Origin of the sequence: Mycolicibacterium elephantis DSM 44368 (assembly GCF_004014805.1) — a bacterium.
In the GTDB taxonomy this organism is placed as follows: domain Bacteria; phylum Actinomycetota; class Actinomycetes; order Mycobacteriales; family Mycobacteriaceae; genus Mycobacterium; species Mycobacterium elephantis.
Genome location: NZ_ATDN01000032.1, coordinates 22686 through 35430, shown reverse-complemented (window position 1 = coordinate 35430; position 12745 = coordinate 22686). Strand labels below are relative to the sequence as shown.

Here is a 12745-nt window from a genome sequence, read left to right as displayed (position 1 = left end):
CGCACCGGCGGCCCGCAGCGCGGCGACGACCCGCGCGGTGACGCTGTCGGGCACCTCGGGCGCCGAGGCCTCGTCGCGGCCGAGCCGGGCGAGCTCGTCGCGCACCCGCGCCGCCGCCGGGTCCAGCTCGTCGTGGTTCATCGCCGCCAGTCTCCACCACCGCGGCAGGGGTGTGTCGATTCAGCGTGCGCCCGCGCGGCTGTCGAAGCATTCCAGCGCCTCGGCCAGCTTGCTGCGTGCGCGGGCGCACCGGCTCTTGATCGTGCCCTGCGGCACGCCGAGCATGTCGGCGGTCTCGGCGATCGAGTAGCCCTGCATGTCCACCGCGACCACCGCGGCGCGCTGCTCGAGGGGCAGCCGCATCAGCGCTCGTTCCACGACGATCGCGGTGTCCACCAACGTGGTCGGATCCCCGACCGGGACAGCGTCGGGCAGCGTGATGGTGGAGTGTGACTTGTTGCGGCGCAGCCGATCCAGGCACGAGTTCACCACGATGCGGTACAACCAGCTGCTCACCGCGCAGTCGTGGCGAAAGGTGTGCGCCCTGCGGTGCGCCGACAGCATCGCGTCCTGCATCGCGTCGGCGGCGTCGTCGGGGTTGCGGCTGGTGAGCTGCGCGAGCCGGTACAGCCGGCGCTGATAGCGGCAGAACAACTCCTCGAACGCGTAACGGTCGCCCGCGACGTGGGCGGCCAGCAGGTCCGCGTCGCTGCGATGCTGTCCGGCCTGCTCCCCGAAGGACCCCACAGCCGAACACTAAACGGCCGCGCGGGTACCTCCCGACACATCTTCACCGGGCTGGGGATGAACGGGTCAGGACGCCGACTTGACTGTGATCTCGGCGATGTCCGAGCGGCTCTCCCCGTTGACCTGCCCCAGTTTGGACACCCAGACCAGCAGGTTCGACGTCGGCGAGGCGGCGTCCACCTTGATGGTGTTGGAGCCCGGCTTGACCGCGGTGGCCGACTTGAGCACCGTGGTGTTCTCCAGCGACGACGGCGTCGGCGTGGACGCCGAGCGGATCTCGACCTCGGTGCCGGTGCTGTTCAAGTCGATGGTGACCTCGCCGACGGTGGTGGGGCGCGGCAGCTGCAGCATCAATCCGACGCCGTTCTTGAAGTTCGGGAACGGCACCGGGTCGGTGTAGGTGTCGATGGGCCACACCGTGCTGTCGTCGCCGTCGATGGCGAGCCGGGCCAGCGCGGGTGCGTCCGCCTCGCCCTCGGGTGAAAACACCGTCGCCGAAACGGGTTTCACCGTCTCACCGGCGGCACCGCCGTCGTCGTCCTGTGCCGTGGTGGGCGCGTTGAGGCCCAGCCGGTCGCCGCCGAGCCCGCCGCCGACATCACCGAAGATCCGGCTCAGCACCGAGCCCAACACCACCAACGCCACCACGATGATGGCCGCACCGACTGCCAGCCCGATCATCAGGCCCTTGCGGCGGCGGGCGATGGTCTCCGGATCTTCGTCGGGCCGAATGCCTGCGGCACTGGGGGACGGCGGCCCGGTCTCGTCGACGGGGGAGATGACCTCGGTGCGGTCGGCGATCGCGGTGGCCTGCTGCAGCAGGTTCAGCAGGGTCGGGGCGCTGCGGATGCCGCCGCCCTCCTGCACGGCCCGCGCAGCGGCCGCCGAGATCTGGAACGGGATGTTGCGGTCGACGGCGCGCGGTTCGACGGGCTCGCCCGCCGGGTCGCGGTCGGCGGGGGCCAGCCCGCTGTGCACCCCGGACTCGGGCAGCGGCCAGCGGTTGATCAGCAGCGCGTACAGCGCCGCGCCGATTCCCCGGATGTCGTCCTCGGGGTCGGCGTCAGGCATCGTCGCCGGAAAGGCCAGCGCCACATCGCCCTCGATGCTCACCCGCACGCGGCTGGGGTGGTCGATCGACAGCGCGACACCGGAGCGGTGGGCGGCTTCGGCGGCCGCCGCCAGCGATTGAATGGCCCTCGCGCCGCCGATCGGCGACGGCGACGTGTCGGCCACCTCTTTCAGCGAGCCGCCGCGGATCCACTCCGAGACCACCAGGCCGCCGGAACCGGTGTTGGCGACGTCGAGCACGCGGGCCACACCGGGCATGTCGAGGCGGCTCAGCTTCAGCGTGCGGGACAAGATCTCCTGCACCTGTGCGTCGGGCAGCGTCGCGTCGGGATCGATGAAGGTCAACGCGACCTGTCGGTCCAGCGCGGTGTCCAGGGCCTGCCAGAACTGCAGGTTGGGTGGGCCGCCGTGAAACACCAGCAGCCGGTAGCGGCCACCGGCGATCACCGCACCGGGCACCAGATGGACGTCCTCGTCGGAGGTGGCCGCCTCGATGGCGGGCTCGCGCGGCGGGTCGAACGCGATCGGTTCGCGGGTCGGGTCGCCGCCGTAGTCGGACGGCGGCCTGCCGGACACCGGTATCGGCGTGGTGCCGTTGGTGGGCTTGGCGGCGAACTGGGTGGTCTCCTCGCGGGCGGCCGGGTCGGCGTCGGCGTCGCCCGCGGCCACGTCGGGCTGGAACTCCTCGGGCCGCTTCTGCGGAATCTTGGTGGTGGCGGTGCTGTCGGGAATGGGCGTGGCGCCGCCTGCGGGTTCGTCGCTCACCGCTGGTCCTTTCGGCATCCCGTCCCCGGCAACCGCGGCCGGGGGTCCGTGACGGACCGCCGACCGGCTGGATCGACGCCCCGACGCGAACGAATTCGTCTGATCAGGGTACGTGAGCGGACGCCCGGTCCGCGGCTTGTCGGGTGCCGCCGTCGGCGCGGCGTGGGGCGGGACCGCCGAGGGGCGTGACCCGAGGCGGCGGCGGACGACCGCCAGCGCGGCCAGCGCGTCGGGAACCCGGGCGGCCAGCAGCACCCCGACGATGATCGGGACCATGATCAGGCCCAGCGCCAGCAACCGCAGCAACGAGCCGGCGCCGCCCCAGTTGCGGGTGAGGCTCTCCAGGCCGAGCAACTGGTCGGCGACGTGGGCGATCAGCCCGGCCAGCAGCGAGGCCGCGATCGTCACCAGGATGCTGCGGACCACCTCCAGGCTGATCAGGCGCCCCCCGGGCGGGTCGAGCGCCGCGCGCAGCAGGAAGTAGCCGACGACGGCCCCGGCAACGAAGCCCAGGCCGTTGGCGCTGCCCAAGTAGCCGGCGACCAGGTCGGGATCGTCGGTCAGGTGCGGTGCGACCAGAGAGCCGATGATCTTGACGGTGGTGATCACCACGATCAACACGATCGGTATCCACGGCTGCTGGCGGGCGTAGAACACCCGAAGCTGCAGCAGCACAAGGGCATAGGGGATCAATGTGAACGCCGAAAGGCTCAGAGCCAGCCCGAGATAGCCGGCGTCGACGTCACCGAAGTTGCCGTAGGCGAACAGCGCACTGCCGATGGCGGGGCCGCCGACCGTGGTCATCGCGACGATCGGGATGAGCGTCACCATCGTCAGGCGGGTGGCCAGCGACAGGTCGGCCAGCACCGCGGCGCCGTCGTCGGCGGCGGCGTTGCGGCTCAGCCGCGGCATCACCACCGTGAGCACCGTGACCCCGATGATGCCGAACGGCAGCTGCAACACCAGCCAGGTGTAGTTGTAGATGGCGGGTCCGGAAGCCGCTGCGCCCGCGGCGATCCGGTTGCCGACGATCAGGCCGATCTGGCTGATCAGCACGTACAGCAGCATCGCCACGGCCATCGCGCCGAACTGCTTCATCCGGTTGTCGATGCCCCACAGCGGGCGCAGGCTGATCCGTTCGCGGCGGATGGCCACCAGCAGCACGGCGACCTGGGTGACCGTGCCCAACGTCATGCCGATGCCGAGCACCAGCAGCTTGGCGTTGCCCATTCGCACCGGGTCGAGCGAAAGCTCGCCGGGCACAAGCACATACAGCCCCAGGGTGGCCAGGGCCACCAAGTTGTTGCAGACCGGGGCCCAGGCCGGGGGCCCGAATACGTTGCGGGTGTTCAGAATCGCCATGAACACCGACGACAGCCCGTAGAACAGCACTTGCGGCAGCAGCAGGTAGGCGAAAGCCGTTGTGAGATCGCGGTTCACCTCGGGGTGGCTGCCCAGCATGAGGTCCACCAACAGCGGTGCGGCGGTGACAGACGCGGCGGTCGTGATCAACAGCAGGACGGTGGCCAGGGTGACCAGGCGGCGCACGAACGCGGTGCCGCCGTCGGGGTCGTCGCGCTCGGCGCGGGCCAGCACGGGCACGAAGATCGCGGTGAACGTGGCCTCCAGCACCAGGGCCGCGATCAGGTTGGGCAGCTGGTAGGCCACCGAGAAGGCGCTGGAGAGCGCGGCGCCCAGGGTGGTGGCCAGCAACACGATGCGCGCGAACCCGGTCAGCCGGCTGACCAGCGTGGCCACCGCCATGCCCCACGAGCGGGACACCACCGCGGCGTCGGTCAGCTCGGGGCGGCCCGCGCCGCGACGGGGTGCGGGCCCGCGCGGCAGCCGGGGCGGGGCTTGTCGGGCCGGCCTGCCCGGCGGGGGAGGGCCTGCGGGCGCATGCCGCGGCCGCGGCTCCCCGGTGCCGACTCGCGGCCGTTGCGGGCCCGCGGTGTTCACAGCTCCTCGCTCGCGCGGGTGCGCGCCGTGGCCGGGTGGTCGTCGTCGTAGTTCAGCGCCACCTCGAGCGGATCTGGGCGGTCCAGATCGGCACGGTCGGGCTGCCCACGGAAGCGGTGCCAAAGCCGGCGCCCGGCCAACAGCACCAGCACGGCGCCCGCCGACAGCGTGATGATGAACAGCACCTGGCCGTAGGCGTTGGAGTGCACCGACAACCGCACCTGCTCGCCGAGGGGCAGCCCGTCGGCGGTGCGCAGCGCGACGTCGACGGCCACTCGCTGGGTGAAGTGCACCTCGATCGGCACCCGGATCGGCAGGTAACCCGGCGGCAGCTCGATGATTCCCATGTCGGCGACCGTCATCCCGGGCGGGGGGTCGATGTCGAGCTGGACACGGATCGGCACCGGCAGGTCGTTGCGCAGCGCCAGCGGCAGCGGGCTGCGTTCGGTGGCAAGGGTGTAGGAGCCGCCGGGGTTGACGATGGTGACCGCGCGGAACATGGCCTCGACCGTGTGTCCGACCGTCGTCAGCCGTTGTTGGGCCAGGCCGTTGCGCGCGGCGGGCGGCACCGACTGGCTCAAGGCACGCAACATGTCCTCGCGCAGCGGTGCGGTGTACGCCATTCCGGTGAGGCCGGTGCGCACATCGGTGGTCAGCGCCGACGTCAGCCCCCGCAACCGTGCGGTGACCGCGGCGATGCCCGACACCACGGCGTCGTCGAAGCGGGCGTCGGTGTTACCGAGGTCGGCGTCGGGCAGCGCGGTTTCCGGCTGCGGCGCGATCCCGTCGCCGTCGGCGATCACCGCGGGTAGCGGGCGCGGCTCGGCCAGCCCGGCGTTGATGGCGGTGGCCACCGTCGTGAGCACCGCTTGCGCGTCCGCGGGCTGCAGGCTCCAGTTCAGCGGTGGCATCAGGATCTCGGTGCGCGGCGCGATGTCCGGGTTGAGGCCGCGCCACAGCAGCGCGCCGAGCGCCGACTGCCGCCGGGCCACTTCGGACTCGTTCTGCAGCGAGATGTCAAGGGCCCCATCGAGATACGACGGCGATACCGGATCCGTGCCCGCGGCTGCCAGCGCGGCGCCGACGGCTGGGTCGAACGGCGCGGAGACCAGCTGCGGTGTGTAGCGACGCGGGGTCAGATCGGCGGGCGCGGCGCGGCCGGTGTCGGACCCGTCGGCGGTGGTTGGGGATTCGGCCGCGGCGACGGCAACGGTGCGGCCCTGGGCCGAGAGCAGTTGCACCGCGGGCCCGGTCAGCGGCCCGTCGGCGACCAGGGTCGCACCCCGCACGGAGACGGTGCCGAGGATCTGGTCGACGATGTCGCCGACGGTGACGGTGGCGATGGCGCTGAGCCCGGGATCGCCGACGCGGTGCAGCGCGTCCAGGTCGGCCTGCGCGTAGGTGGTCGGCGCGACGCACAACCGCTGGGCCAGCGCCTTGAGCCGGTTGAGCCAGGCCACCGCGGACTCCTGGCCGGTGCCGGGCCGGGTCGGGGTGCCGGGGCCGGCGTCGGGTCCGGTGTTGACGACGTAGCCGCCGGTCATCGCGTTGACGGTGACCAGCAGGTCGGGATCCACCGCCAGGCACGTCGCGGCCCGTAGTTGTCCCTCGGGGTCGACCTCGGGGGTGGTGGCGAACTCGATCGCCGACAACAGGGTGTCCAGCCGCCCGCCGGGGGCCAGTGACGTTGCCAGGTCGTCGTCGATCAGCCGGACCGGGGTGGTGCCGCCCGCCGCGCCGGCGGCCAGCCGCGGTTCGTCGGCGATCGGCCACATCAGGGTCAGCCGCACCGGGTCGGAGGTGTCGGGCGGCACCACCGACGTCAGCGTCTCGGCCGCGGAGTCGGCTGCCGAGTCGGGCGGCACGCCGAGCACCGGCAGCAGGAAGCGGGAGTCGTCGAGCCGGGCGGGCGCACCGTAATCGGGGGTGCCGTTGACGTTGACCATCACCGGATACACGCCGGGCTCGTCGATGCTCAGCGACGGTCGCTGCGATGACCGCAGCGGATACGACAGCTCGAAGGGAACCTCTTGTCCCCGTTGCAGTTCCGGGGTCAACGTGATGAAGTCGCCGATGGGCTCGAACTGGTCGACGTTGCCGGACAGGTTGGTGCGCAACCCGGTGGACGACGTCACCGCGGCGGCGTCCTCGAGCCGCACCACGACGTCGCGCACGGGGCGGTCGCCGACGTTGAGCACCTTGCCGGTGACCGTGACGGTCGGCTCGCTGGTGGTGGTCACCACCTCGGGGGTGATCCGGTCGACGCGCACCCGAAGGAACTGTGTCGAGCCGGGCTCGCCGGCCGCGGCGCGGGGCAGTGCGATCGGGGCGGCGACCAGGATCAGCAGCAGCACGGCGGCGGCTATGCGTGGCAGTGCCGCGGTCCACGGGCGGAGCACCGCCGGTCCGCGCCCACGCGGCGCCGCGGTGGCTTGCGTCACGGCCCCTGTCCGCAGCCGTTCGTCCGCCGGCCGGGTTGAGGTTGGGCACGCTCGTCAGGACGACGGTTGCGGGTGTGCGAGTGCGTCTGAGGGCGTCGCCGCGGAGACGTGCGCGGCAGCGGCGGCAGCGCGGCGGGCCCGTCGGCGTGCAGCCGGTCGATCAGCTCCGCGGCCACCTCGGCCAGCCGGCGTTCGTCGGCGTAGGCCAGCCGCGACGGCAGCTCCTCGAACGGCACCCACGCCACCTCGGTGACCTCGACGTCCTCGTCGGACAGCTCCCCGCCGAGGAACCGCATCAGATAGTGGTGCACGGTCTTGTGCACCCGGCGGCCCTCGGTGACGAACCAGTAGTCGATGCTGCCCAGCGCGGCCAGCACGCTGCCCTGGATGCCGGTCTCCTCGGCGACCTCACGGATCGCGGTCTGCTCGGCGGTCTCACCGAGTTCGATGTGGCCCTTGGGCAGCGACCACAGCATCCGGCCGCGCCGGTCGATGCGGCCGATCAGGGCCGCGACCTGCAGATCCTTCGGGCCGTCGATACCGTCGATGACCAGGCCGCCCGCGGATGTCTCGTGGACGGTGCGCAGCCGGTCCGGCGGGCGCCGGGGCCGCGACTTCTGCGCCTTGCGCTGCCCGTTGGGCTGCTGTTGACCCTGGTGCAGGCCCGCGTTGTTGTGGCCGTTGTTGGGGCGCAGCGGGGTGACGTCGGCGGTGGTGGATGTGGCGTCGGGCGGACCGGCAGCGCGACCACCGCGACGCCGCCTGCGGCGTCGTCGTGGTTTGGCCTGTTCGCCGTCCGACACCCAAGCGATAGTAGCTGCCACAGAGATTCGCTCCGGCCGCACTCTCCGGTCGTGACAGAGCCGTTGCCGATTAAGCTGTCCGAACGTGCCCGAATCAGCTTCCGACGCCGAACTGCTTGCCACCGCGCAGGTCGCGCTGAACCGCCATCGCGACCTGCTCGTCGACATCGGCAAGGTGTTTGCTGACGCCGGTCACGAGCTCTACCTCGTCGGCGGCAGCGTGCGCGACGCGTTGCTGGGCGAGGCCTGCGCTGACCTGGACTTCACGACCGACGCCCGCCCCGAGCAGATGCAGAAGTTCCTGCGACCGTGGGCCGGCTCGCTGTGGGACACCGGCATCGAGTTCGGCACCGTCGGCGTCGGCAAGGACGGCTACCGGCTCGAGATCACCACCTTCCGTGCCGACACCTACGACCAGGTGTCGCGCTATCCGGAGGTGCGCTTCGGGGACAACCTCGACGACGACCTGGTGCGGCGGGACTTCACCGTCAACGCGATGGCGGTGCGTGTCACCGCCGACGGCCCGGCCGGTTTCCACGACCCGCTCGGCGGGCTGGCGGCGCTGCGCGCCAAGACGCTGGACACCCCGTCCGCGCCGGAGACCTCGTTCGGCGACGATCCGCTGCGGATGTTGCGGGCGGCGCGGTTCGTGTCCCAGCTGCAGTTCACCGTCGCGCCGCGGGTCATCGAGGCGCTCGTGGAGATGGCGCCGCAGCTGGGCCGGATCACCGCCGAGCGGGTGGCCGCCGAGCTGGACAAGCTGCTGTTGGGCGCCGATCCCGTCGCCGGCATCGACCTGATGGTGCAGACCGGGTTGGGCGATGTGGTGCTGCCCGAGGTCGGGGCGATGCGGATGGCCATCGACGAGCACCACCAGCACAAGGACGTCTACTGGCACTCGCTGACCGTGTTGCGGCAGGCGATCGCTCTGGAGGACGGCGAACCGGACCTGGTGTTGCGGTGGGCGGCGCTGCTGCACGACATCGGCAAGCCGGCCACCCGCAAGCTCGAACCCGGTGGCGGGGTGAGCTTTCACCACCACGAGGTCGTCGGCGCGAAGATGGCGCGCAAGCGCATGCGGGCGTTGAAGTACTCCAAGCAGATGATCGACGACGTGTCCCAGCTGGTGTACCTGCACCTGCGGTTTCACGGGTATGGCGGCGGTCGCTGGACCGACTCGGCAGTGCGCCGCTACGTCACCGACGCGGGACACCTGCTGCCCCGGCTGCACAAGCTGGTGCGGGCGGACTGCACCACCCGCAACAAGCGCCGCGCCGCGCGGCTGCAGGCCAACTACGACGACCTCGAGAAGCGCATCGCCGAGTTGGCCGAGAAGGAGGACCTGGCACGGGTGCGCCCCGACCTCGACGGCAACGAGATCATGGAGATCCTCGGCATCCCGCCGGGGCCCGAGGTCGGGCAGGCCTGGCGTCATCTCAAGGAGCTGCGGCTGGACCGCGGCCCGCTGTCGCGCGAAGAGGCCGTCGACGAGTTGCGGAAGTGGTGGAACGCCAGGCAGTAGCGCCGCGTCTGAAGGGGATGGACTACTGCCTTGGCGACGGGGACGGCTCGGCGACGATCTGGACCGGATCACCGGACGTCGACGTGGACGGCGACGGGACGCTCGACGCGGTCGGGCTGGATTTCGACGGGGACGGGCTGCTCGACGACGCGATGGCCGACTTCGACGGCGACGGGCCGGCCGACCACCTGGTGGTGGACCGTGATGGCGACGCGGCCCATTTCACCGACGACGGCTCCGGAACCTGGGCAGTGGCCGTGGATCGCGGCCTGCGGTGGTTTCGCCTCGACGGGGTCGAGCAGTTCGGCGGGCCTTTGGTCGACGTCGACGCCGACGGCCAGGCCGACGACCGGCTGGTGGATGTGGACGGCGACGGGTTGGCCGACCGCGCGCTGGGCGACGCGGACGCCTATGTCGACGCCGACGGCGACGGCCGCTGGGACGTGAAGCTCAGCGACACCGACGGCGACGGTAAGGCCGACGGCGCCGACGAGTTGTAAAACCTCGCGGGGTTTCCCGCCGAGATCACCCGCGCCGCCGCGCGGCCTCGCGCCGAGAGCGACGCTATGGTCGTTTTCTCGCGCACTTTTCCGCCATAGCGTCCCTTTCGGTGGCTGTGACGGCTCAGCGACCGGGGCCGGGCGGGCCGGCGAAGGCCTGGGCGATGCCCAGCCAGATCTGCGCGTCGTCGCCGGTGGCGGTGACGTCCAATTCGGCGCGGGGCCGCCGCTGGGTGACCAGCAGGCAGAAATCCTCGGCCGACCCGGTGACCCGTCGCGCCGCGTCGTCGGGGCCCCACGTCCACGTCGACCCGTCGGGCGCGCGTAGCTCCACCCGGAACGGATCCGGCGGCGGCGCGAGCCCGTTGATCGTGAACGCGAAATCGCGGGTGCGCACGCCGATGTGCGCGATCGAACGCAGCCGCGCCGTCGCGGGCCGCCGCACCCCGAGCGCGTCGGCGACGTCGAGGCCGTGCGCCCAGGTCTCCATCAGCCGCGCGGTGGCCATCGACGCGGCGCTCATCGGCGGCCCGAACCACGGCAGCTTGCGGCCGTCGGGCACCGCCAACAGCTCGGCGTGCAACCGGGCGCGGGTGTCGCGCCAGTCGCTCAGCAGTCGATCCGGCGGGGTGGCGGCCAGCTCCTCCGCGCCGGCGTCGACGAACCCGGCCGGGTCCTTGGCGGCGTCCTCCAACACCGCCGCGAACCCGTCTTCATCGGTGACGGCGGTGAGCGCCACCCGGTCGGTCCACAGCAGGTGGGCGATCTGATGGGCAATCGTCCAGCCGGGCGCGGGCGTCGGCGTCGCCCACTGCTGGGCGGTGAGATCGGCGACCAGGGCGTCGAGCTCGTCGCTCTCGGCTCTCAGGTCGGCCACCATCGGCGCGGCACCGGACATGGCGGTCACCCTATCGCCACCGGCCGGCCCCTGCGGCCGATAGCGGCGTGCGCGGCCAGCCCGGCGAGGTAGATTCCCGCCCCGGCCAGCGCCAGCGCCGGTTCGCGCCCGTCGGGCGGAATCACTGTGGCCGCCAACGCGATCGCCAAGATGAACGACATCCAGAACAGCGCATCCTGCACGGTGAACACGTGTCCGCGCAGCGCATCGTCCACGTCGAGCTGCATCGCGTTGTCGGCGCACAGCTTGACGACCTGTCCGGCCAGGCCGAGCAGGAAGCCGCACGCCACCATCACCGGCAGCCGCAGACCCGAACCGGCCAGCTGAACCAGCACGGCCGCCGACAGCGCCGCGTTGGCGGTCGCGTACCGGCCCCAGCGGCGCACGGCCATCGGCGTGACCGGCGCGGCGAGAAACGCTCCCGCGCCGGTGGCCGCGACGAACAACACCGCGGCGCCCAGGCCCGCGACCTGATGAGTGTCGCTGTGCCGCACGATCACCAGCACCAGCAGGCTGTTGATGCCGAACACCATGCGATGCGCGGCCAGCCCGGTGAGGGAGGCGGCCACCGTCGGGACCGTCGCGACGGTGTGCACGCCGTGCACCCAGCCGGTGGTCACCGCGTAGACCACCGATCCGTGGACCGCGCGCGAACTGGGGTCCGGGCCCAGCACGCCGGGTGCGAAGCGCCACGCCAACCACAGCGCCGTCGCGACCGGCACGGCCACGATCAGCATGATTGCTGCGGCGCCTGCGTCGTCGGCGCCGAACAGCCAGCGGGGCACCAACATGAAGTTGGCGCCGAGAAAGGCCGAGACCGCGCCGGTCGCGGCGGCAACCGAGTTCATCGCGACCACGTCGTCGCGGGGCACCACGTGCGGCAGCGCGGCCGACAGACCCGACGAGACGAACCGGGTGAGGCCGTTGACGACCAGTGCGCAGAACAGGATCGGCAGATCTCCCGCACCCGATTCCAGCAGTGCGGCGACGGCCAGCACCAGCAGCAGCCGTCCACTGTTGGCCCCGACCAGCACCATGCGCCGATCCCAGCGATCCAGCAGCGCCCCGGCGAATGGGCCGAGCACCGAGTACGGCAGGAACAGCACGGCGAAAGCGCCTGCGATGGCCCACGGCTCGGCGGCCCGCTCCGGGTTGAACAGGATCGCGCCCGCAAGTCCGGCCGCGAACAGCCCGTCGCCGAACTGGCTGACCAACCGCAGCTGCAGTAGCCGCCAGAATCCAGGCATGCCGCGCACCGATCGCCACAGTGCGATGGGTGCGCGAAGGTCGGCCAGCGGTCTCACGTCCTGGTTGTGCTGGTGGTGCGGATCCGAACCCGACCCACAGTACAAATCTTGCGGCGGGCCGCGCTTGTTCTCCACGTTGTTCCGTTGCTGGTGACATGATGGAGACGTGTCGCAGTCGGAGGAGCCGGAGGACCGCACGGAAGGTATGGCGCCCGCAGCGCACCGGGTGCGGGCGGGCACGCTACTGCTGGCCAACACCGATTTGCTGGAGCCGACGTTTCGGCGCAGCGTCATCTACATCGTCGAGCACAATGACGGCGGCACGCTGGGCGTGGTGCTGAATCGGCCGAGTGAGACCGCGGTGTACAACGTGCTGCCGCAGTGGGCGAAGCTGGCCGCCAAACCCAAGACGATGTTCATCGGCGGTCCGGTCAAGCGCGACGCGGCGTTGTGTCTGGCGACGATGCGTGTCGGAGTCGACCCGGAGGGGCTACCGGGGCTGAGGCACGTGCAGGGCCGGATGGCGATGGTCGACCTCGACGCCGACCCGGACTCGATCGCGCCCGCGGTCGAGGGGGTGCGGATCTTCGCGGGCTACTCGGGCTGGACGATCGGGCAGTTGGAAGGTGAGATCGAGCGCGACGACTGGATCGTGCTGTCCGCGTTGCCATCTGACGTTCTGGTCGGGCCGCGGGTCGATCTGTGGGCGCGGGTGTTGCGACGGCAGCCGCTGCCGCTGTCGCTGCTGGCCACCCACCCGATCGACATCAGCCGCAACTAGCCGACGACCGG

At 71.5% G+C, this 12745-nt stretch carries 9 protein-coding genes; 3 read left to right on the top strand and 6 right to left on the bottom strand.

Translation table 11 applies throughout. The annotated features are described in order from the left end of the window. Positions 1–180: 180 nt before the first annotated feature. The 4 genes from sigM to MELE44368_RS19415 form a co-directional block, all read right to left on the bottom strand. Positions 181–747 (bottom strand): RNA polymerase sigma factor SigM, encoded by a 567-nt coding sequence (sigM, locus tag MELE44368_RS19430; RefSeq protein WP_128109998.1) that lies wholly within the window; start codon positions 745–747, stop codon positions 181–183. 66 nt (positions 748–813) lie between these two features. Continuing rightward, the gene (gene murJ / locus MELE44368_RS19425; protein WP_128109997.1) at positions 814–4542 is read right to left on the bottom strand and encodes a murein biosynthesis integral membrane protein MurJ; all 3729 of its coding nucleotides are present in this window, start codon (positions 4540–4542) and stop codon (positions 814–816) included. Then, positions 4539–6941: a hypothetical protein gene (locus MELE44368_RS19420; RefSeq protein ID WP_128110002.1), complete on the bottom strand. Its 2403-nt coding sequence runs from the start codon at positions 6939–6941 to the stop codon at positions 4539–4541. The genes murJ and MELE44368_RS19420 overlap by 4 nt, the downstream gene beginning before the upstream one ends. Positions 6942–6979: 38 nt before the next feature. After that, a complete protein-coding gene (locus tag MELE44368_RS19415; RefSeq protein WP_128109996.1) occupies positions 6980–7786 on the bottom strand; it encodes an NUDIX hydrolase in 807 nt (268 codons plus the stop codon). Between the two features lie 85 nt (positions 7787–7871). Here MELE44368_RS19415 and MELE44368_RS19410 point away from each other — a divergent pair, with 85 nt between their 5' ends. Beyond that, positions 7872–9308 (top strand): CCA tRNA nucleotidyltransferase, encoded by a 1437-nt coding sequence (locus MELE44368_RS19410; RefSeq protein WP_128109995.1) that lies wholly within the window; start codon positions 7872–7874, stop codon positions 9306–9308. Between the two features lie 17 nt (positions 9309–9325). Continuing rightward, positions 9326–9808, top strand: a complete 483-nt coding sequence (locus tag MELE44368_RS19405) for a pullulanase (RefSeq protein ID WP_128110001.1) — start codon at positions 9326–9328, stop codon at positions 9806–9808. A gap of 124 nt (positions 9809–9932) precedes the next feature. Here the strand turns inward: MELE44368_RS19405 and MELE44368_RS19400 are convergent, their stop codons facing one another. Continuing rightward, positions 9933–10706, bottom strand: a complete 774-nt coding sequence (locus MELE44368_RS19400; protein ID WP_128109994.1) for a TIGR03084 family metal-binding protein — start codon at positions 10704–10706, stop codon at positions 9933–9935. A gap of 5 nt (positions 10707–10711) precedes the next feature. Then, complete coding sequence (locus tag MELE44368_RS19395; RefSeq protein WP_206613810.1) at positions 10712–11953, bottom strand: MFS transporter; 1242 nt, start codon at positions 11951–11953, stop codon at positions 10712–10714. 166 nt (positions 11954–12119) lie between these two features. Here MELE44368_RS19395 and MELE44368_RS19390 point away from each other — a divergent pair, with 166 nt between their 5' ends. Then, entirely contained in the window at positions 12120–12734 is a 615-nt protein-coding gene (locus tag MELE44368_RS19390; protein WP_128109993.1) for a YqgE/AlgH family protein, read from the top strand. Positions 12735–12745 lie beyond the last annotated feature (11 nt).